Annotated in this window: 18 protein-coding genes; 16 read left to right on the top strand and 2 right to left on the bottom strand. The window is 73.8% G+C overall.

Annotation, left to right across the window (positions count from 1 at the left end; translation table 11 throughout):
- The first annotated feature begins 106 nt into the window (after positions 1-106).
- The 3 genes from LPU43_RS26415 to LPU43_RS26405 all read left to right on the top strand — a co-directional run bounded on the left by LPU43_RS26415 (position 107) and on the right by LPU43_RS26405 (position 3,302).
- Positions 107-550, top strand: coding sequence for a DUF4913 domain-containing protein (locus tag LPU43_RS26415; RefSeq protein ID WP_229403248.1), 444 nt, complete (start codon positions 107-109; stop codon positions 548-550).
- A gap of 225 nt (positions 551-775) precedes the next feature.
- Positions 776-1,381: a hypothetical protein gene (locus LPU43_RS26410; protein ID WP_229403247.1), complete on the top strand. Its 606-nt coding sequence runs from the start codon at positions 776-778 to the stop codon at positions 1,379-1,381.
- A 373-nt stretch (positions 1,382-1,754) separates the two neighbouring features.
- Positions 1,755-3,302 carry a hypothetical protein gene (locus tag LPU43_RS26405; RefSeq protein ID WP_229403246.1) on the top strand — a complete coding sequence of 516 codons (1,548 nt, stop codon included), beginning with the start codon at positions 1,755-1,757 and terminating at the stop codon, positions 3,300-3,302.
- On the opposite strand, the gene LPU43_RS26400 is transcribed toward LPU43_RS26405, so the two are convergent.
- Positions 3,251-5,311, bottom strand: a complete 2,061-nt coding sequence (locus LPU43_RS26400) for a hypothetical protein (protein ID WP_229403245.1) — start codon at positions 5,309-5,311, stop codon at positions 3,251-3,253. The genes LPU43_RS26405 and LPU43_RS26400 overlap by 52 nt on opposite strands.
- Positions 5,312-5,597: 286 nt before the next feature.
- Between LPU43_RS26400 and LPU43_RS26395 the strand changes: the two genes are divergently transcribed.
- On the top strand, positions 5,598-7,076 hold the full coding sequence (locus LPU43_RS26395; protein WP_229403244.1) for a S8 family serine peptidase: 1,479 nt from the start codon (positions 5,598-5,600) through the stop codon (positions 7,074-7,076).
- 60 nt (positions 7,077-7,136) lie between these two features.
- Here the strand turns inward: LPU43_RS26395 and LPU43_RS26390 are convergent, their stop codons facing one another.
- Positions 7,137-8,738 carry a ricin-type beta-trefoil lectin domain protein gene (locus LPU43_RS26390; RefSeq protein WP_229403243.1) on the bottom strand — a complete coding sequence of 534 codons (1,602 nt, stop codon included), beginning with the start codon at positions 8,736-8,738 and terminating at the stop codon, positions 7,137-7,139.
- A 198-nt stretch (positions 8,739-8,936) separates the two neighbouring features.
- Between LPU43_RS26390 and LPU43_RS26385 the strand changes: the two genes are divergently transcribed.
- From LPU43_RS26385 to LPU43_RS26330, 12 genes are all read left to right on the top strand, one after another.
- On the top strand, positions 8,937-9,095 hold the full coding sequence (locus LPU43_RS26385; protein ID WP_229403242.1) for a hypothetical protein: 159 nt from the start codon (positions 8,937-8,939) through the stop codon (positions 9,093-9,095).
- Between the two features lie 209 nt (positions 9,096-9,304).
- Positions 9,305-9,874, top strand: coding sequence for a sigma-70 family RNA polymerase sigma factor (locus tag LPU43_RS26380; RefSeq protein ID WP_229403241.1), 570 nt, complete (start codon positions 9,305-9,307; stop codon positions 9,872-9,874).
- 99 nt (positions 9,875-9,973) lie between these two features.
- Entirely contained in the window at positions 9,974-10,900 is a 927-nt protein-coding gene (locus LPU43_RS26375; protein ID WP_229403240.1) for a zf-HC2 domain-containing protein, read from the top strand.
- A 138-nt stretch (positions 10,901-11,038) separates the two neighbouring features.
- Complete coding sequence (locus LPU43_RS26370; RefSeq protein WP_229403239.1) at positions 11,039-12,265, top strand: ricin-type beta-trefoil lectin domain protein; 1,227 nt, start codon at positions 11,039-11,041, stop codon at positions 12,263-12,265.
- Positions 12,266-12,477: 212 nt separating this feature from the next.
- Complete coding sequence (locus LPU43_RS26365) at positions 12,478-13,029, top strand: protein kinase family protein (protein WP_229403238.1); 552 nt, start codon at positions 12,478-12,480, stop codon at positions 13,027-13,029.
- A complete protein-coding gene (locus LPU43_RS26360) occupies positions 13,026-13,715 on the top strand; it encodes a hypothetical protein (RefSeq protein ID WP_229403237.1) in 690 nt (229 codons plus the stop codon). Before LPU43_RS26365 ends, LPU43_RS26360 begins: the two co-directional genes overlap by 4 nt.
- A gap of 74 nt (positions 13,716-13,789) precedes the next feature.
- Positions 13,790-14,140 carry a hypothetical protein gene (locus LPU43_RS26355; protein ID WP_229403236.1) on the top strand — a complete coding sequence of 117 codons (351 nt, stop codon included), beginning with the start codon at positions 13,790-13,792 and terminating at the stop codon, positions 14,138-14,140.
- A gap of 41 nt (positions 14,141-14,181) precedes the next feature.
- Positions 14,182-14,922 carry a DUF8175 domain-containg protein gene (locus tag LPU43_RS26350; protein WP_229403235.1) on the top strand — a complete coding sequence of 247 codons (741 nt, stop codon included), beginning with the start codon at positions 14,182-14,184 and terminating at the stop codon, positions 14,920-14,922.
- Between the two features lies 1 nt (position 14,923).
- Positions 14,924-16,219: a hypothetical protein gene (locus LPU43_RS26345; protein WP_229403234.1), complete on the top strand. Its 1,296-nt coding sequence runs from the start codon at positions 14,924-14,926 to the stop codon at positions 16,217-16,219.
- Between the two features lie 27 nt (positions 16,220-16,246).
- The gene (locus LPU43_RS26340) at positions 16,247-17,746 is read left to right on the top strand and encodes an SCO6880 family protein (protein WP_229403233.1); all 1,500 of its coding nucleotides are present in this window, start codon (positions 16,247-16,249) and stop codon (positions 17,744-17,746) included.
- A complete protein-coding gene (locus LPU43_RS26335; protein ID WP_229403232.1) occupies positions 17,743-19,530 on the top strand; it encodes a putative type IV secretion/conjugal transfer ATPase in 1,788 nt (595 codons plus the stop codon). The genes LPU43_RS26340 and LPU43_RS26335 overlap by 4 nt, the downstream gene beginning before the upstream one ends.
- Positions 19,527-21,278, top strand: coding sequence for a type IV secretory system conjugative DNA transfer family protein (locus LPU43_RS26330; protein WP_229403231.1), 1,752 nt, complete (start codon positions 19,527-19,529; stop codon positions 21,276-21,278). Before LPU43_RS26335 ends, LPU43_RS26330 begins: the two co-directional genes overlap by 4 nt.
- The last annotated feature ends 5 nt before the right edge of the window (positions 21,279-21,283 follow it).

Raw genomic sequence — 21,283 nt, 5'->3', positions numbered from 1 at the left:
CGCTGCCGATCACCACCGAAAAGTCGGCTGGTCGGGTGAACCAGGAAGGCCCCGTATCCGTCGTCCCGGCGAGAGTCGGCACGAGGAGTCGGATCGGAGCAGCACCATGATGCAGGTTGCCCGGGAACCCGAACTGAGGGCGATCGGCCCGCCAGAGGCTTCGCCTCAGCCGACGCCGCTCGACGGCCAGGAGCCCGAAGAACCGTTCTTCATCCTGTATCTGGCTGGCCCGGACTACCGGGAGGAACTGCGTCGGCTGACCGATTGGGTGAACAACCTGCTGGTGCCGGTGTACGGCCGCGAGGTGACCTCCGGTTCCCCCTGGTGCCCGGAATGGCCGAAACACCCGGAGGCAGTCGCCCAGTTCCACGGACTGTGGTTGGCCTGGCAGGAGAACACCGGGCCGAAGGCGCCCCTGTCGGGCCCCGCGCTGTGGCATCGGGACCATCTCGGGCCGGTCATGCAGTCGCTACGGGACCCGTCCGGGCCGTTCGCGGGCTGCCGGCGTGGACACCACCGGGAGAAGGAAGTCCCGTACGTCGACGATTGATGATTTCGTCGACCGCCGTCCTTGTCGGTGCCGGCGACCGCACGCAGATCCCGCGCGCTGACGACCAATCGCATCCGCTGAAAGAGCGAGGAATCGTTCTGATCGAGAGGGAGACCGATGACACAACCGACGGAACAAGCATTTGCTCTCGGAAACTATGCTGCCCCGGGATCGGATGTCGAGGCACAGCAGCCAGTGCAGCCCCCTCGGGAGGCGTCGAGGAGTTTGAAGGAGCTGGCTTCCCACTTGTGGAAGAGGGACCACAAGAATGCGAGCAGCGTCGTCGAGGATGTCAATCTCTTCGCCACCACGATCACGTCTTTCGCCTCGTCGCTCAACGATTACGCCTATCAGAGCGGAAGGGCGACGAAGGCTATCGAACTTGTCAACCTCGTCACCAATTTGGGAACCACGGCAGTGGAATCACTTTCCACCAAGGAGGGAAGGAGTAATCCGTGGTTCGTCGCGGCTACCGCCGCGAGCGCTGCGGTCTCGATCGGGCGGGTGGCGGTCGAGTTCGCCCTGGAGGAGGGCGGCACTCTCGACAAGGCCAAGTTCGGCCTGGACATGGCGCAGATGGCGCTCCAGGTGACCAAGTGGGGAACCAAGCCTTCGGTCGCCAAGGCCGTGGGTAAGGAGTACGCCGCGAGCATGGCCAGTGCGACGGCCTCGCTTGCCAGCGACGTACAGGAGGTCCGTGCGCGCATCGGGACATCCAACACCTCGCTGCGTAGCGCCCAGTCGGCCCCGGTCGCAGGCTCCGCGAGGCCTCAGGAGTGGGCACAGGCTGCGGAGCTGAAGAACAGGAAGGGGAAGGGTCCGGCCCGCTAGACGAGTGGGGCGTGGTGTCCCCTGGGCCGTGGAGGCGCACGAAGGGTGTCGAGGGTGTCGCGACGATGGACCCTCGACACCCTTTAGGCCGCACTCCGGGTCATCATCTGAGCCGCAGGTGGCCCCGAGCAGGGTGCGGTGGCAGTCCGACGGCCTGCTCCCGGTCATCCTCCGGAACCCCGCCCGCCGCTGACACGCAGCGGTACGAGGCGGTCGTTGACCGGTCGTGGCGCTGCTCTCGAGCCGTCGCCCGCAGGCTCCGGTCGGCCTGTTCCCCATCCGACCGGGGTCACCGTTGAACCGCCGGCAGCCCGGCCCGTAGTGAGGGGCCGGGACGGCAGGATGACGGTGACCGAGGACAGGAGGGTCGACGGTGCGGATGCGGTGGACCGTTCAGGCGGTGCTGGTGCTTGCCGGGATCTGGTGGCTGCCGCTCGGCCCGGCGCACGCCGCGCCGGCAGCGCTCGGCCCGACGCGCGCCGCGCCGGCGGAGACCGGCCGGTACTACGTGGTCGGTCCGCCGGTCGACGGGCAGCGCGAGTACCTGTACGCCATCGCCCTGCGCACCCTCGGCAACGGCAACCGGTACCGGGAGATCGTCCAACTCAACGCCGGCCGGGTCCAACCCGACGGCGCGACGTTCACCGACGGCCTGGAGCTGAAGCCGGGCTGGTTGCTCGTCCTGCCCAGGGATGCGAAGGGCCAGGGGGTACGCGTCGGTCCGCTGCCGCGCACAGCTACCCGCTCCGCCGCACCGGCCACCCCGACGCGGGCCGCCGTCCGGCCCGCACCGACCCGGACGACCGCGCCGACCCGGCCGGCGACCACACCGGCCGGCGTGCCGTCCTCCGCACGGGCACCGGCACCGACCCGGACCACGGCGGAGGTCGTCGCCGGGCCCCGCCCGGAGCGTGCGTCGCCCGGCGGCGTCGACCCGCTGGTGATCCGGGTCGGCGCGGGCGTCCTGTCGGTGCTTCTCGTGGTGGTGGCGATCGTCCTGCTGCGCCCGGGGCGTTTCCGCTCCGTCCGGCCGCTGGCGGGTGACGACGGACCGTGGCCGCCGGAACGGCACCACACGCCCGCTCCGGGCGACGACAGCAAGCCGATCGCGCCAGCCTCCCCGCCAGCGCCGGAGGACGATGGCGGAACGGCGTACGCCGGGGACGGCCCGTCCGAGGCGACGCCGGCGGGGCCACCGCCCGGGCCGGTGGCGGCGCGCCCAGCCGCCAGCCCGGAGCCGCCGGCGGCGCCGAGGCGCAGCGCGGCGCTGGCCGAGCCGCTGGCCGAGCCTGGGGCCGAGCCGGTGGCCGTGGCCGAGCCGGACGTGCCGCGCCCGCCGCTGCCGACTGCGGACGCGGCACCCTATCTCGCCGCCGACCTGGACACCGAGGCCGGCCCGGCCCGGGTCCGCCTGGTCGGGGTGGCAGCCGGTCGGGGTGCGCCCCCGTACGCCTGGCTGGGCCCCGGGGAGCCGGCGCCGCCGGCCGTGCTGCCGCTGGTGCTGGGGCGCAGCGGACCGTGGCGGCTGCACGTCGACCTCGCCCGGGTGCCCGACGTGCTCACACTCGTCGGTCCGGCGGCGGTCTGTGGCCGTACCGCCGCGTTCTTCGCCCGGCGGCTGTCGGCCGCCGGGGTCGGCGTCGCCGTGGTGGGGGAGGCCCTGGGCGCCGAGCCGCCGGACGGCTGCCGCCGGCTGCCCGGGCTGCCCGAGCCGCCGGGGCCGGGCGAGGCTCCGTTGGAGCCGTCCGTGGTGTTCACCGCGGGGCTGTCCACGGCGGCGATGGCCGGTGCGCGGGGCCTCGCCGCCGCCACCGGGGGACGGTGCGTGCCGGTGGTGCTCGGTCCGGTGCCGGCCGGTCGGTGGTCGCTTCAGCTCGACGTGGACGAGGAGCCGGTTGCCCGCGCCGTCGGGTCGGACTGAACGCCCCGCACGGCCACCGGCAGCGGCCCCGCCGTCACCCCGCCGACCGGCTCCCAGACCCCGTCGCGGGCGCGGTGGACCCGCCGCACCTGGACCCGGTCGTAGGAACGGCTGGTGAGGATCAGCTCGACCCCCGCCCGCCGCAGCAGTTCCACGCGGCTGCGGGCCAGGGCCAGGCAGGCGAGGGCGTCGGCGGTGGCCCCGACGTCGACCGTGCGGCCCCGGGGCACCCGTACCTCCACGAGCAGGCGGCCGGGCCGTGCCGCCGGCCGCTGCCGGTACAGCGGCAACCACCCCGGGGCCAGGTTGCGTGACCGCGCCGGCAGCAGGGCGTACGCCCGGCGGGTGCCGTGGACGGGCCACCGGTCGGCGTCGTGGGGCAGGCCGGCGCTCGACCAGCTCGCCGGTGCGGGTCGGATCCGAAGCTGCCCGCCGTCGATCCCGGCGACGGGCCGGAGCCTGCCGGCGTCGGCGCTGTGGAACCCGCCCAGCACCCGAGCCCGGTCCAGCCGCGCGGCCGGCAGCAGGTAGGTGTCCGGGGCGCCGAGCAGGTACTGCAGCCGGGCCGGGATGTGGGAACGCAGCACGTGCACCGGAATCGCGCCGCCCGGTTCGACCCGGACGCCGATCAGATCGGCCCCGGGCGGTGCGGAGCGCGGGTCGAGGAAGGCGACCAGGAACAGCTCCGCGCTGGGCACACCCTCGGCCACGGCCCGCTCCACGCCGCCTGCGACCTGCACGAACGCCTCGAACGCCTCGACGTTGACCTGCTGTCGCGGGCGCAACCAGGGCGGCCCGTACCGGCCGGCGCGGCGGTGCTCGGCGGCGAGCGCGGGTCGGGGCGACGGCGCGACCGACCGCGCCGGACCGGTGTCGTCGTCGCTTACGGCGTCGAGCGGAACGTCGACGGGCGGGCGGACCGTGACCGTGCCGCCGGCCGACAGGATTCCGGGCGTTTTCGCACCCACGGTGGAGACCACGATCCGCTCCCGCGCCAGCCGGGACACCAGGAGCCCGTCGGGGGTCGCGTCGACGGCCGACGGGCCGTCGGCGTAGCGCGGGCGGTGGGCCTGCCACGGTGCCACGCCGCCTGCCGCGTCGAGCGCACGCAGGCGGCGATGGTCGCCGACGAGTTCCGCCCGCCCGCCCGGCGGCGGGGTCCAGACGGTGGCGCCGGTGGTCTCTGCCAGCTCGGCGGCCTGTTCGGCGAGCTTCGCCTGCTCGTCCGGTTCGGACGGCCAGGTGAGCCACAGCCGCAGGTCGGCGCCGTAGAGCGGCAGTTCACCGAGCAGCGCGGCGAGGTGCCCGGCGTCGCGTACCTGCTGGGTGCCGCTGTAGTCGCCGATCAGGAATCCGCCCGAGCGAACCGTGACGGCGACCGTGACCAGTTCCGCCGCGGTGGCGCCGAGCCGGTGGGCGGTGGCCCGGCGGGCCACGAAGTCCGCCCGGGTGGCCAGTGCCATGCCCGTGGTGAGCGGCAGGTTGACCACCCCGGTCCGGGGCCGGACCAGGCCGTCCTCCATCGCGAACCAACCGGGCAGCGGGGTGGCGAGGTCGGGGGGTTGCAGCACGAGCCAGTCCAGCGGTTGGCGGGTGACCCGGTCCAACGGTAGGGCGTGCAGCGGGCCGTCGGGCGTCGCGTCGGCGCGCGGGGCGGCCACCGGTACGGCGTGCCTGATGTCCGCGCCCTCGGGGCTGACCAGGACGTCGTGCCCCAGCAGCCCGGCCACCTCGGTGAACAATTCCGTGTGCCGGGCGCCGTCGTCGAGGAGGACGCGTACGTCATCCGCGACGTCCCCGGTGCGTCGGACCAGGTCGGCGACGGCGGTCGCGTCCAGCGAGCGGTCCGGCTCGGTGGGCAGTGCCGGCCTGCCTTGGGGACCGCCGACCAGCCAGAGGTCCAGCAGGCCGGGAACCCGTCGATGCCGGCGCGGATCGAAGCGGCGGGTGGCCGGGGCCCGGTAGATCCCCGTGCCGCCCGTGGTGGCGGCCTTCATGAGCCCTGTCACCGGCGTCCCCGCCTTCGTTCCACCGACGCCGACCGCGGCACGCGCCGCACGCACCGATGCGGTGGCTGTCGTGGGCCGCGCCGGTCGTGGACCGCCGGCCGGATCTGTCCGTCACCGAGGGCCGACGCCCCCGGCGCTCTCCATGACGAGCGTCAGTGCAATCTGGTTCAGATTGAATTGAACGAAGTCCGCGCGGATTCCGCAATAGACGGTGGCGGCCGAACGATCTGGGCCGCGGTGACGGAAGGGGACCTCGGTGCTGACAAAGCACTCCATCCTTGCTCGAATGCTCGTGGTGCTGATGGTCGGCTGCGCGTTCCTGGCCACGCCGCGACCCTCGGCGGCCCGGTCCGCACCGGACACCGAGCCGTACGTGAAGTACTACGTGGTCACGTCGCAGTACCAGGGCCAGCCGGAGACGCTCACCGAGATCGCCCGGCGCTTTCTCGGCAGCGGTGCGCGTTCCGTCGAGATCTACCAGCTCAACACCGGTCGGGTCCAGCCCGACGGGGCCCGGTTGACCGATCCGGGCGTGCTGCGGGCAGGGTGGTACCTGGTGCTGCCGTGGGACGCCGCCGGCGCGGGCGTCAAGTACGGGCAACTGCCGCCCGTACGCCGCTCGACCGCCGGCCCCACGCAGGGCGTCTCACCGGGCGCCTCGGCGAGTGCCCGGCCCGGCGGCAGCCCGAGTCCGAGCCTGAGCCCGAGTCCCACGGGCACGCGCCCGCCTGCCGGTGACGGCAACCCGTCCAAGTGCAGGGCCACGACCGCGTCGAGTGGTCGTTCGGACTGGGCCCAGCTCCGGATGGCCGCCGACAGCGCCTGGACCGCGACCCGCGGGAACGGGGTCAAGGTCGCCGTCGTCGACACCGGGGTCGATGCCGGCCTCCAGCAGCTCAGCGGCCGGGTCGCGGTGGGCGCGGACGTGACCGTGGGCAACGGGCGGGGCGACAGCGACTGCCTCGGCTCCGGCACGGCGATGGCGGGCATCATCGCCGCGAACGACAGCGTCGACGGCGCGCCGGTGGGCCTCGCGCCGGACGCGACGATCCTGCCGGTGCGGATGGTCCGCTCCTCGGGTGACGCCCGGCCGGCCGACGCCGCGACGGCGATCGAGGTGGCGGTCAGCACGGGTGCCTCCGTGGTCGCGCTCGGCTCGCGGGTCGACCTGGCCGATCCGGCGGTCGCGGCGTCGCTGACCACCGCGCTGGAGCACGACGTGCTGGTGGTGGCGGGGGCGCCGGTGAAGCCCACGACGGTTCCGTCGCCGAGCGGTCGATCCGGCGGCGGGGCGTTGGTGCTCACCGGGGGCGTCGGCCCCGGCGGCCAGCTCGCCGAGAAGTATCTCGACGGGTCGGTCGAGGTCGTCGCGCCCGGCGTCGAGGTGGCGACGCTCGGCCTCGGCGGGGGCAAGGTCGTCAGCAACACCGGCACCGAGTACGCCGTCGCGTTCGTGGCCGGTGAGGCCGCGTTGATCCGTGCCGCCCAGCCCGGTCTCACCGCCGCTCAGGTCGAGGACCGGATCCGCGGCACCGCCGAGCCGATCGGCGGGCAGGTCGCCGAGGGCGACCCACGGTACGGCTCCGGCATGATCAACCCGGCTGCCTCGGTGGCGGAGCCCGTCGACGGGCCGGGCCGGGCGGCCGCGCAGTCGGCCGGTGGCGGAGGAGGTACCGCCCTCGCCGTCATCCTGGGTCTCGTGCTGGTGCTCGGCGCCGGAGGCGTCCTGACCATCTGGTTGCGTCGCCGCCGGTACGCCGGCTGACGGGGACGGCGACGCCCCGGTCACCCTCGTGGGGTAACCGGGGCGTCGCCGTCCCGTCCGCTACCGCAGCGACCAGGTCTGCTCCCTGTTGAACACGCAGGTCCAGATGTTGAGCGGCTTGTTCGCCGAACCCATGTCGACGTCCAGGCAACGATTGGTTGCCCGGTTGAACAGCCCCCGCCTGCCCTGACGCTCGAGCCACTCCCACTTCTGGGCCGGGTTGCCACTGCACCGGGCGGTCTGCACCGGTGCCCCGTCGGCCGGCTCGCCCCAGGCCACGTCCAGGCAGAGACCGTTCGCCCGGACACTGCCGTCGGCCCGGAAGGTCCACCACTGCTGACGGTCCTCCTTGCACGCACGGAGGACGACGGGCACCCCGTCCCCGCTGCCGCCGTCGGCGCAGAGGCCGAAATCCTTGAGGACGAGTTGCTTCGCGCCGGACGGCCGGGCCGGTGGGGCCGGCTTCGCCGGCTTGGGCGACGGTCGCGCCGACGGGGTCGTGCCGGTCCGGGGCGTGGGCGACGCGGTCGCCGTCGGCGTCGGCGTCGCTGTCGGCGTCGTCGTCGGGGTGGGGGAGGGGGAGGGGCTCCGGGTGGCCGGGGCACCGCGAAGCCGGCCGTCGAGGGCGTAGAAGTCGGTGAACTCCCGTACCTTGCGCAGGAACGCCTGCGTCTCGCCGTCGAGCTCCCCGCCGGTCTGCCGTACGGCGGTGGGGCCGTTCCGGTACGCGGCCAGCGCCAGCAGGCCCGGGTCGCCGTCGAGGCCGGCGAGATCCTTCTGTAGCGCGCAGACCGCGGTGCCGACCGCCGGGACGGCCACCTGCGGGTCCCAGGCCGTGGCGCCGGCCGGGCCGTGCGCTCGCCACACCTCGGGCAGGAACTGGGCGATCCCCCGCCGGCCGGCGTCGCCGAGCAGGTTCGGGTCGAAGCCGGACGTCGCCATCAGCAGGGCGGCCACCGCCGGAGGCGGCACCTGCGGGCACACCGAGCCCGCCCGCACCACGAGGTCCACGTAGTTGCCGGGGACCGCCTTGGGCTGCGGGCGGTCGCCGCCCGGACGGGTGGCGCCGGAACCGCCGAAGGCGGACTGCTTGCCGTAGTACGCGGCGTAGCGGCTCACGTCGTCGACGTACTCGACCGCGCCGGAGGGCACCCCCTTCGCCTTCCGTACCTGGTCGAACCCGGTGTGGAACGCGGCCAGGGAGAGCCGCCACGGATCACCGGGCACCGCCGCCGACCGGAGCTGCCCGCTGAGATCGCACATCTGGTGGGCGAGCGCGATGATGTTCGCGGCGATGTCGGTGCGCTTCGCCTCCGGCCACGGCGCCCACGACTTCCACCGGGAGTCGTCCAGCCCGGCGAAGCCCCGGCCACCGGAGGTGCTCCGGGTGACCCGCCCGTTCAGCCCCGACTCGGTCATGAGCTGCCCGGCCAGGCGGGCCGGAGTCAGCACGGGGCAGGAGCGGGCCGCCGACCGGATGATGGTCAGGTGCTCGGCGGAGACGGCGCGGCCGGTCAGCTCGTCGTCGCGGGCCGAGGCGACGCCCCAACTGATGGCGGCCACCACCATGGACAGGACCGCGAGACCGCCCGCTGTGCCGGCAACGACCCGGCGCGGGATCCGGCCGAGCCGGAATCGGGTGGCAGGAAGATCGGGTGTCACGGGACTTCCCTTCCAACGGCGACGTCGTAGACGTGACGGATGCGCGAGGTCATCGGTTCATCCGGCCGGAATCGAATCGACTCCACTTCGGCGGTCGTCGAACCGATCGGCACACGGGGACGTGAAGGTGTCAGGCGCCGGACGGAGCTACCTCCTGCCAACAGCCGCATGTCGCCGAACCGTCGATAGGAGCGATCGATGTTAACTCGCTGTGGACTGCCCGACACCCGGCGGATCGGCCCTGCCGTGCCGCCGGCCGCCGCCGGCCGGATCGTTCCCGCCGACGACGCCCGTCGGGACCACTGGGGACGACCGCAGCAGATCGCCGACGTCCGCCCGCCGGGCCTCGCCCGATGAGCGCCGGCACGCTGGTCGTCGCGCGCCTGCCGAGACCGTCCGCGTGGGGTTCCTGTCAACTTCCCGATGCCCGCCGCGACGGCACACCCGCCCGCCGGCCGGCCCCACCGTCCGATGAGTACGGCTATCCTTCCTCCCCAGAGGGGCTCGGCGTCGAGGTGGCGACACGACCGTACGGGCGCGACCCCCACGTCAGGGGGAGGCGTTCTGTGTCGGCGTTGCCCAACGAGGCGGTGGAGCCCGGAGGGTCGGGCGAGGTCGCCGTCGGGCAGGGCTCCCCCGAGAGCCTCATGCGGTGGATCCACGAGCAGTACCGGGAGCCACTGCTGCGCTTCGTCACCCGTCTCGTCCTCGGCCGGCAGGAGCTCGCCGAGGACATCGTGCAGGAGACCCTCCTGCGGGCCTGGCGGAACCTGGGGACGTTGGCCGAGGAGCCGCGCCGGATCGCCCCCTGGCTCTACACGGTCGCCCGGCACGTGGCGGTCGACGCCGGCCGGGCCCGGCAGGCCCGACCGGTCGAGGTCGCCGTCCCGGACCTCAACCGGCTCACCTCGGCGGAGGACGAGACGGACCGGGTGGTCAGCGCCCACACCGTCCGCCTGGCCCTGCGACAGATCAAGCCGGAGCACCGGGAGGTGCTCATCGAGATGTACTACAAGGGGGCCTCGGTCGCGGAGGCGGCGGAGCGTCTCGGAATACCGGAGGGTACGGTAAAGTCCCGGACGTACTACGCGGTGCGTGCGCTGCACGCGGCAATCGGCCCGATCGAGGCGGCCTGATGTCCCGTCCCAGCGGCTCCTCGCTCGATCCCCGGCACCGGTGCCGCGACACGGATCGTCACTCGGACGCACCGTTGTCGGGCCGGGAAGGGGGGCGTGATGCGCGCCGGCGGTGAGCACCCGACCTCCGAGCACACCGCGCTGGCGCTCTACCTGCTCGGTGCCCTGGACGAGCCCAACCGCGTCGCCTTCGAGGCACACCTCGCCGGCTGCTGGGAGTGCCTCTCCGCAGCGGGCGACCTGGGCGACGTGACCAGTGGGCTCGGCGGCCTGAGCGCGGCGGACTGGGACGAACTCGCCGCCCTGCCCCCGGCCGGCGTCCTGCCTCCCGCCGCTGTCCTGCCCCCGGCCGCTGTTCTGCCGTCCACCGCTGTCCTGCCGCCGCAGCCCACTTCGCCGCCGGAGAGCGAGCAGCCGTCGCGGCGCGGGCCGGGCGACCCGCCCGCTGCCGGGTCCGCCCCGGGCGACCCACCGGCTGCGGGTCCGCCTCCTGCGGCGGACCCGGCAGCGGGGGCGACGGGCCGACGGCCTGTCCCGCCGGGCGGCCCGGGAACGACCCGGCCCGGGACGGCATCCGGCGGAGGCACCGGCCCCGGCCGTGGCCGGTCGCGCGTCAGCTCCGCACGACGGCGGTTGCTGCTCTGGGGCGGAGCGCTGGCCGTGGCGGCCGCCGTGCTCGCCGGCGGGATCGTCGCCACCGGCGGGGGCGGGGCGCGGGACGATCTGGTGCTGACCGCGACCGGGGAGGCACCGGGTCAGGGGGTGAGCCTCTCGGTGGCGATCACCACCCACGAGGGTCGTGGTGCCACGATCAGGATCACGGCGACCGGGCTGCGGCCGGGTCTGCGCTACCGGCTCTTCGCGGTGACGCGCGACGGCGTCACCCACGTGGTACGGGACTGGACCGCCTCGGCCGGGCCGCAGGAGGTGACGGGCGAGCTGTCGCCGCCCGCCGATGAGCTCTCCTTCATCACGGTGGGCCTGGTCGACGGCACCTCGGTCGTGACCGCGCCCATCTCGCGCTGACCGGCATTCCCCCCGCCCGGCGCTGATCCGGGCCACCATCCGTTGAACCGGGAGCTGTCCCGCGCCGTCATGTGGCCGTGCGCCTGCCGCACTCGTCCGGGGACGTCGTGCGTCCCCGCCAGGCCAGGGGAGGGCTACATGACAGTCAGTACCGGTTCGTTCCAGACCGGCGGGGCCCGGATGAGCAGGGGGGCCGTGCTCCTCGCCGTCGTGATGCTCGCGCTCGGTCTGACCGTCGGTCTGCCGGGCGGTTCCGCCACCGCCGCCGTCGGGGAGCGGGTGACGTTCGTCAACGCGACCGGGGAGACCCTGTGGATCGGCGCGGGGGAGAGCGGGGACGGCTCGCGGAGGATCACCGGCCTGCCCGTCCTGCGTCCCGGCGAGTCGGGCACGATCGTCATTCCGGACGCCGGTGATCCGGGCCACTGGCGGGGCCGCTTCTTCGCCCGTCAACGCTGCGACGGCGACCCGGGCAGCACGTTCCGGTGCCTCGTCGGTGACTGCGGCGCCTTCGCAGACCACTGCCAGCGGGGCGCGGAGCCGGTGAGCCTGGCCGAGTTCAACTTCGACCGGAACAACCCGGGGGCTCCCTGGTACAACGTCAGCTACGTCGACGCGGTGTCGACGGCGATTACGATCGACGCGCCCGGTGCCCCCCGGCCGAAGCCGGCCGGTAGCTGCGCGATCTGGGACTGCTCCGGCGGGCAGATGCTCGCCGCCTGCCCCGAGGCCCACGCCGTCCGCGACCAGGGACGTGGCGACCGGGTGAACTGCGTCAACCCCGAGCGCGACGCCGAGAGCGCCTACACCGCCGCGCTGCTCCCGTTCGGGCCGAGGGCCTACCTGTGGTCCACCCACGACCGCGTCTCCGGCAACGAGACCGTCTACAACTGCGCCGGCTGCGCGGAATTCGTGGTGACCTTCCGCAGCGGCGGGGCCCCGGCGGCTCCGCCCGCCGACCGTCGCACCGGCCCGTCCTCCTCGGGCTTCGCCCTACGCGGCTACGCGGACAAGTGCGTCGACGTGCCGGGCGGGGTCTCGGCCGACGGGGTGCGGCTCCAGATCTGGCCGTGCAACGGCAGCGCGGGCCAGCGGTTCTCGCGTGGCCCGGGCGACACCCTGACGACTCTCGACAAGTGCGTGGACGTCGCGTGGGCATCGCGCGACGACGGGGCGAAGGTTCAGCTCGCGTACTGCAACGGCGGACCGGCGCAGGTCTGGGTCAGCGAGGCGGGACTGCTGCGGAACCCGCACTCGGGCAAGTGCCTAGACGTGCGCGACTGGAACTCCGGCGACGGTGCGCCGTTGCAGATCTGGCAGTGCGCGCCGGGGCAGAGCAACCAGACCTGGCACGAGGCGGGCTGAGCCGTCGGACGCCCCGGTGGCTCCGGCCACCGGGGCCGGGGCGGCCTGGGCTGAGGCGGGGCCGGGGCGGCGGCCGGAAAAACCTCGAAGTGGCGCTGAACCGAGCGGGCGGTCGTGTCGTAGAGCGGCCGTCGGCCGTACCGGCCGGGGCCGCCGGGTGCCGGCGGCGCGGCCGGCGACTGCGACGACGGGCAGGGACGGGAGGCAAGCGGATGAGGAGCCAGCCGATGGTGTTGCGGCGTCCCCGGGAGTCGGGCCCCGACCCGGAGCAGGGCGGGACGTTCCGCGTGCGGGAGCACGACGAGCGTCCGGTCCGGCACCACCACACCCTCTCCGGCCAGGGCATCGGTTGGATCGGCGCGCACGGCGGCGCCGGTGCGACCACCCTCACCCGGCTGCTGGGCGGCGCCGACATCGGCTGCCGGTGGCCGGACGCGGCGATCGGCGAACCGGCCCGGGTCATGGTGGTCGGCCGGAGCAACCTGGACGGTCTGCGGGCGGTTTCGCGCGCGCTGAACGCGATGCGGGAGGGACGGCACCCGGCCGGGATGCGGCTGGTGGGCGTGGTGCTGATCGCCGATGCGCCCGGCCGGCTTCCGGCACCGCTGCTCGGCCGCATCCGCCTGCTGCGCTCGATCGCCCCGGTCCACCGGGTGCCGTGGATCCCCTCGTACCGGGTGGGCGAGGAACCCAAGCGGTTACCGCGTCAGGTGACCCGGCTGGCCGGCGTGGTGGACGCCCGGTCCGAGCGGGGGCGGCGGTGAGCCGGCCGGTCCGGGCCGCCGTCGCCGCCGCCCTCCTGGCCCTGGCGCTGGTCGGGCTGACGCCGGCCGCCCCGGCGGTAGCTGCCGAGAAGTACACCGTGAAGATCGATGGTGGCGACGCCGCGTACATCTTCATCCTGTGCCTGAAGACCACCACCACGGTGAAGACCTATCCCGCCGGTAATGGCGACCGGGTCTGCTCCGGCAAGAAGGGCTCGCCCAACGGCAACTTCGAGCTCAGCGCCGAGTACACCTCCGGCGACACCGTGTGGATGGACGTCGAAATGATGGTCGACACTCTCGGCCACTCCCGGACCAAGGACAACCTCGACATCACCGGGTCGCACTCGTGCAAGATCTCCGGTGCCCTGTACGCCGGCAAGTTCAAGTGCGACGGCCCGATCAACAAGACGACCTTCGCCACACCGTCGATCAGTCCGTACCCCATCGACCTCGACAACCCGAAGACGCCGGTCGTACAGCTGCTCAGCCTGATGGCGTGGTGCGTGAGCGCCGCCGCGGTGGTCGGCCTGCTCATCACCGGCATGACGATGGCGTCGCAGCTACGCCGCGGTGCCCTGGAGGAGCAGACCCAGTACACCCGGCAGATCGCCATCGTCTTCGCGGCCTGCCTGATCGCGACCACCGCCGGGCCGATCGTCGAGGCGCTCGGGTTCAGCCGGTGACGCCCCTGACCTCGACCTGACCCGACCGGCCCCGGCCGGGTGACAGGCCAGCCTTCCACATCCAAGGAGCACCCATGGCCCTCTCCGACATCTACTACTACGGGCTCCTGCGGATCCCGGTCGAGTTCCGCCTGGCCCCCAATCCCGGAGGCCAGAACGGCGGCGGGGTCCCGCAGCCCGCCACCGGTGGGTCGGTGCCGCCGGGACTCGCCACGAAGGTCGAGCAGGCGCTCGGCCTGGTCGCCTGGGCGGGCACGGCGGCAGGTGTCCTCGGGGTCCTGCTCACCGGCGCGGTCATGGCCATCTCGCACAAGCGGGGCGACAGCTCGGAGCACATGAGCCGACTCGGCATGGTGCTGGGCGGCTGCATCCTGGTCGCCACCGCCGGGCCGATCGTCACGTGGGTCTTTGGCAGTGGCCAGTAGGGGAAGCGGCCACTGATCGCCATCAGAAGGGGATCGGCGTCATGAGATCGAGACACGCATTCGACGAGACGGAGGCGGCCGGGCCGTTCTGGCGGCACCGCCGGTGGCAGCTGTCGGCCGGCTTCGTCGTCCTGGCCCTCTGCACCGGCACGGTCGCGGCGCTCGTCGGCGCAGGGGACACCGGCTCCCGCGCCGCGCCCGTGGCCAGGCCCGTGATCGGTGCCCTCGCACCGGACGGGTCACGCCCGCAGGGCTGCCGCACCGTCGACTCCGCCCAACGGATCCCGAACGCGGCCCCGCGCGACATCACCTGGCGGACGCTCAACGGCGCGGAGACCCCCCTTTCTGCCTCGGCGGGCCCACGGAAGACCACGGGGCCGCTCCTGTGGTGCTTCGCGCACACCCCGATGGGCGCGGTGATGGCGGTGCACACCATCTCCCGCCAGATGAGCGGGCCCGACTGGCGTACGGTCAGCGACCAGCAGCTCGTGCCGGGTCTGGGGCGGGACTACTTCGACGCGATGCGCGGTTCGATGGAGGAGAGCGGCCCGTCGCAGACCTCCAACAAGCTGGCCGGGTTCCTCGTGGTGAAGTACTCGCCCAGGACCGCCGTCATCCGGGTGCTCATCCGGCAGGCGACCATGCGGTACTTCTCCGTCGACTACACGGCGGACTGGAGCGGAGTCGACTGGCAGCTCCGGCCGCTGAACTCCGGCGGCCTGCACAACGCGGCCATCCCCGCCCTCTCCCTCGCCGGCTTCGTCCTGTGGAACGGGGCCTGAGGTGGCCGAGTGCGCGACCGGCGACGCCGTCTACATCGGTGAGATCGGGCAGGTCGTCGGCTTCTTCGAGCGGGGGATCGACGGCATCCTCAGCGACATCGCCGGGGCCATCATGGGCGCGGCGGTCGAACTCTTCGCCAATCTCGGCGACATCCCGGCGCTCGGCGACGAGACGCTCAACGACAAGATCCACCTACAGACCAACTGGCTCGTCGTGACCATCGCGGTGGCGTCACTGTTGGCCGCGGCGTTCCGGATGGCGCTGGAACGGAAGGGACAGCCCGGCCTGACGGCGCTTCTGGGCCTGGTCCGCATGGTCCTCACCGTGGGAGCGGCGTGGACCGTGCTCAACCTGCTCGCCACGGAGGCGGACAACTACAGCGACCACCTGTACGACCAGGGCATCAAGGCGCAGCTAAAGCTGATCGCCAACTGCGGGACGGACGGGCTCACCGCCTTCCTGCTGATCATCGTCGGGCTGCTGCTGCTGCTCGCCGGCTGCATCCACGTGATCCTGATGTACATCCGGCTCGGCGTGATGGTGCTGCTCACCGGCACGCTTCCGCTGGCGGCCGCAGCCTCGATGTCCGAGTGGGGCGGCGGGTGGTGGCGCAAGCACATCGCCTGGATGGTGGCCTGGCTGGCGTTCAAACCGGTGGTCGGGTTGATCATGTATTCGGGCGCGGCCATGATCGGCGCGGTCGGAAACGACGCCAAGCACTACAAGCTGGCCGGGGCCGCCGTCCTGCTGATGGCCGCCGTCGCCCTCCCCGCGCTGATGCGGCTGGTCGTGCCGGCCATGGCGACGCTCGGCTCCAGGGACGGCGTCGGCGCGGGCATCGCCGCCGGGGCGGCTGCCGTCGGCGGCACGGCGGGTGCCGTCGCCAGTGGGGCGAGAAAGGTCGCCGGAGGCGGCAACCAGGCTGGCGCGGCCAAGGCACCGAGTGGCGGCGCGACTCCCGCCGGCGGCACGTCGGGAGGCGGCGGGTCGAGGTCGGCCGGCGGGATGATGGTCATGACGTCCAGTTCGGGCCGCACGTCCACGGCCGACGGGGAGTCCTCGTTCAGCTCCACGACGGCGGTGGTCGGCGCGTTCACGTCCGAGAGCGGTGGGTCGTCGTCGGGGAGCGAGCCGACGCCCGAGAGCGGCGGCAGGCGCAGCGCCGCGTCGAGGGCCGCGCCCGTCGTCAGCGGCGCGGCCTCGGCGGTGAAGGCGGGCGCCGGCGCCGTCAACAGCATCTACCAGCACGCCAGCGGCATCTCCCACGGGGCGCTGCCGGATTCCGACCGTGACTAGGCCGGGACGCCATCCAGGAGGACGACCATGACCACGGCAACCGAACCGATGAAGACCCGGACGTACGGCAACTGGCGTCGCCCCCGCAAGGCCGGACTGGGCTCGCTGGGCCTGGTCGGGACCGTGGGGCTGTTCGGTGCCCTCGTGATGGTCCTGATCGCCTCCATGGTCTCCCTGGACACGGCCCTGGTGGTGGGGCTACCGCTCGCGCTGGCCGTGGCGCCGCTGGCGATCCGCACCCAGGACGGCCGCAACTTCTTCCAGCTCGCCGGCGTCCGGATCGGCTGGCTGCGCCGGAAGTCCAAGCGGCAGCACCTCTACGTCTCCGGGCCGCTGTCTACGCGACCCGGTGGGCGGTTCCGCCCGCCGGGCCTGCTGAGCCGGGTGACCATGCTGGAGGGACGCGACCCGTACGACCGCCCGTTCGGCGTGCTGCACCACCGCAACCGCCACCAGTACACGGTGGTGCTGAGCTGCGAGCCCGACGGCGGTTCGCTGGTCGACCCGGACCAGGTCGACACCTGGGTGGCGCTGTGGGGCGAGTGGCTGTCCCGGCTGGCGCACGAGCCGGGGCTGCGCGGCGCCTCGGTGGTGGTAGAGACCGCGCCCGACCCCGGCACCCGGCTCGCCACCGAGGTGCTGGGCCGCCTCTCCCCGGACGCCCCACCGGCCGCCCGGGCGGTGATGGAGGAGGTGGTGCGCACCTATCCGCACGCGTCCTCCGAGATGAACACGTACCTGACGCTCACCTACTCGGCACCCGGCGGCGCCCGGCGCGACGACGACACCATGCTGGCCGACCTGGCGCTGCGGCTCCAGGGCGTGCTCAACGGGCTGGTCGCCGCCGGCGGCGGGTCGGCGGAGCCGCTGTCGGCGGAGCGGATCGCCGAGGTCGTCCGGGTCGCGTACGACCCGGCCGTGGCCGCCGAGGTGCTCGACGTACGGGCCCGGCACGGCCGCACCGGGCTGGAGTGGGACGACGCCGGGCCGGCCACGGCGGTCGAGACGGTCAGCTCCTACCAGCACGACTCCGGGGTGTCCCGGAGCTGGCTGCTGACCATGGCGCCCCGGGGCGTGGTGCGCTCGGGCATCCTGCGCAGCCTGCTCGATCCGGTGACCGGCATCCGGCGCAAGCGGGTGGCCCTGATCTACCGCCCGATCGATCCGGCGACCTCCGCCAAGATCGTCGAGTCGGATCGCCGGTCCGCCCAGTTCATGGCGAACTCGACGCGCGGTCTGGTGCGGGCCCGGGCGACCGCCGAGATCCAGGCGGCCGAGCAGACGGCGGTGGAGGAGGCCTCCGGCGCCGGTCTGGTCGAGTTCTCGATGCTGGTGACGTTGACCGTCGACTCCGCCGCCGAGGTCCGCGACGCGAACGTGACGATGCGCAACCTGCTGGGCGCGACCCGGATCGCGATGCGCCCGGCGGACCGGATGCAGGCCGCCGCGTTCACCTGCGCCCTGCCGGTCGGCATCCTGCCCTGGGAGCAGTCCCTCGTCCCGCAGGACCTCCAGGAGGCGCTGTGACGGCCGGGGCGGGCGCGGACGGACCCCGGGTGCTGGATCTCGGCGCGGGCTGGCCCCGCCTGGCGTCCGGGCCGGCCACGGCGATGTCCGGGCTGGTGGTGCCGGAGCTGGAGGCGCAGGACCGGGAGCCCGACGAGACGGGCGAGCAGACCCCCCGGGCGTTGCGGCGGGCGCGCCGGCGGCAGGCCGCGGAGGAGGCGGCCGAGCGGCGGTACCGGCAGCGACTGGCCCGCGCCGACCGGGTCGACGGCGTGCCGCACCGTGGCTCGCCCGTCGTGGGCGGCGGCCGGGTGGCGACGCTGGACCCGCCGACCATGTGGCGGGCCACCACGGTGCAGGCGTGCGGGCTCTGGCCGTTCGCCTCCGGCTCCGGCGCGCCGATGACCGGGGTCCCGCTCGGCCAGCACGTCAGCACCGGCGCCACGGTCTGCGGTGACCCGCTCAACTGGTTCACCCGGGCGCGGTACATCTCCAACCCCTCGCTGTTCATGCTCGGCATGCCGGGACTCGGCAAGTCCACGCTGATCAACCGGATGCTGATCGGGCTGGCCGGGCAGGGTGTCGTCCCGCTGGTGCTGGGCGACCTGAAGCCCGACTACGCGGAGACGGTCCGGGCGCTCGGCGGGCAGGTCATCTCCATCGCCCGGGGCGTCGGCGGGCTCAACGTGCTGGACCCCGGCGCGATGGGCGCGGCCGCCGCGCGGATCGGTGGGCAGGCCGGCCAGGCGTTGGCCGCCGAGACCCACGGCCGGGTCCTCAACATGGTGGCGGCGCTGCTCACCATCGTGCGCGGCATGCCGATCAGCGACCACGAGCAGTCGGTGCTCTCCGCCTGCCTGCGGCACCTGCGCGAGCGCACCACGCCGGGCCGGACCTACCGGCTGCCCGACCTGCTCGCGGTGCTCGAGGAGGGGCCGCCGCAGGTCCGGCAGGTCACGCTGGACCGGGGCCAGGAGTCCCGGTACCGCGACGCCGTCGACCCGCTGCACCGCTCGCTGCTCGGCATCCTGGACGGCCCGCTCGGCGACACCTTCGCCTCGGAGACCGCCACCCGGATCGACCCGGACGCCACCGCCGTCTGCATCGACATCTCCCGCATCGGTGAGGCGGACGGGCAGTTGACCGCCGCCGCGATGCTCGCGGCCTGGTCGGACGGCCTGGGTACGGTGTCCGCCTCGCACGCGCTGGCGGACGCGGGCCTGGCCCCCCGCCGCTGGTTCTTCACGGTCCTGGACGAGTTGTGGCGTCCGTTGCGGGCGGCCTCCGGCATCGTCGACCGGATCGACGCGCTCACCCGCCTGAACCGTTCGCTCGGTCTCGCCGACGCGAAGATCACCCACACTCTGAAGGACGCCGAGGCGTTGGGGAGCGAGGCGGACAAGGCCAAGGCCCGGGGCTTCGTCGAGCGCGCCGGCATGGTCGCCTGCGCCGGGTTGCCGAGGGCGGAGATGGAGGAGTTGGGACGCGTGGTCGGGCTCTCCCGGCGCGAGATCGACCTGGTCTCCTCCTGGTCCTCACCGGCGGGCTGGGCACAGGACGGCGGGAACGAGGAGCCGCCCGGCCGTGGCCGGTTCCTGATCAAGGTCGGCGGGCGCCCCGGAATCCCGATCCGGGTCGCCATCACCGACGCCGAGCGGCACCTGCACGACACGAACACACGGTGGGTTGCCGACGGCGACGCGGAACGGCTGAGGGCCGAACGGGACGCGGTGATGCGCGCCGTCAAGGCCGGCGACCTGTCGCATCGGGGTGACCCGTGGCAGGCCGACGCGGGGCCGCGATGAGGAGCGGCGGCGGGGCCGGCGGCGACCACCTGGCGTGGCTGATCCCGGGGCTCGCGCTGGTCAACCTCGTGGTGTTCCTCCTGCTGTGGCTCGGCGGCACGCTCGGCGGCGTCCTCACCGGGCACGGCTGGCAGCCGCCGCCGTTCACCGTCCGCGTCTACCTGAGCCTGCTCGGCGGATCGGCCGAGCGGGTCTGGCCGGGTGTCCCACCGCCCGTGGTGTACGCGGGGGCGGCCGGACTCGTCCCGATCGCCGCCGTTCCGGCGGTGGCGCTGTCCCGCACCGTCGCCCGTCGCCGGCGGGCACCGAAGGGTCTCGCCCAGCCGAAGGAGCTGGGGGCCATGACGGGCAAGGCGGCCGAGGCCCGCGCCCGCGAGCTGCGTCCCTCGCTCAGGGACGCCGCCCGACTGCGCCCCGACGACACCGGCAACCTCCTCGGCGATCTCCTGCCCGCCGGGCCCGAGCTGCGGTCCTCGTACGAGGACGTAGAACTCGACCTGATGGCGCCACGGGCCGGGAAGTCCACCGGCATCGCCATCCCCCGGGTGCTCCGTGCTCCCGGGGCGGTCCTGTTGACGTCGAACAAGTCGGACGTCTTCACCGTGACCCGGCGGGAGCGGTCGCAGGTCGGCCGGGTGTGGACCTTCGACCCGCAGGGCATCGCGTACACCGAGCGCGGGATGTGGTGGGACCTCCTCGGCGGCTGCCGGACCATCGAGGGGGCGCGCCGGCTCGCCGGCCACTTCGTCAGCTCGGTCAACGACGACTCGTCGAAGCGCGACTTCTGGATCGCCGCGGCCCAGAACACCCTGACCGCCCTCTTCCTCGCCGCCAACCGGGGCGGGGCGACGGTCGGCGAGCTGCTGGCCTGGCTCGCCGACCCGGGCGACCGCACCCCGATCGACCTGCTCCGCGACGCCGGCATGGACGCGATGGCCGATCAGCTCCAGGGCACGGTCCACGGCGCGGTGCAGACCCGCGACGGCATCTACGAGACCGCCCGGCAGTGCGTCGCCTGCCTGCTCGACCCGGAGATCCTGGCCTGGGTCTGCCCCGACCCGTCCCTCCCGCAGTTCGTCCCGGAGGAGCACGTGACCAGCCGGGACACCCTCTACCTGCTCTCCAAGGACGGCGGCGGATCCGCCGCCGGGGTGATCGCCGGGCTGGCGGACGCCGTCATCCGGGCCGGTGTGGTGGCCGCCGAGCGCGCGGGTGGTCGGCTCGACCCGCCGATGACCGCCATCCTGGACGAGGCGGCCAACGTCTGCCGCATCTCCGACCTGCCCGACCTCTACAGCCATCTCGGCTCGCGCGGCATCAGCGTGGTGACGCTGTTGCAGAGCTACCGGCAGGGGGTACGGGTCTGGGGCGAGGCGGGGATGGACGCGCTGTGGAGCGCCGCCACCATCAAGCTGCTCGGCGCCGGGCTGGACGACGCCGACTTCGTGGACAAGATCGCCCGCCTGGTCGGCCAGCACGACGTGCGTACGCCCAGCTACTCCCGCTCCCGCGACGGCTCCAGCCGGTCCGTGTCGTACCGGCAGGAGCAGGTGCTGCCGGCGGACCGGATCCGGGCGCTGCCCAAGGGGACCGCCCTGCTGCTGGCGACCGGCGTCCGGCCCGCCGTGATCCGGCTACGTCCCTGGTTCAAGGAGCCGAACGCGGGGCCGATCTCCGCGGCGGCCCGCGCCGAGGTGCAGGCCATCACCGACCGGGCGGCGGCGGCCTGGCACCAGCGGGAGGATTGACGGCC

Source organism: Micromonospora okii (genome assembly GCF_020884795.1).
Classification (GTDB): Bacteria; Actinomycetota; Actinomycetes; order Mycobacteriales; family Micromonosporaceae; genus Micromonospora; species Micromonospora okii.
Note: the sequence above shows the minus strand (reverse complement) of the source record. Positions and strands in the feature narration are given on the sequence as shown.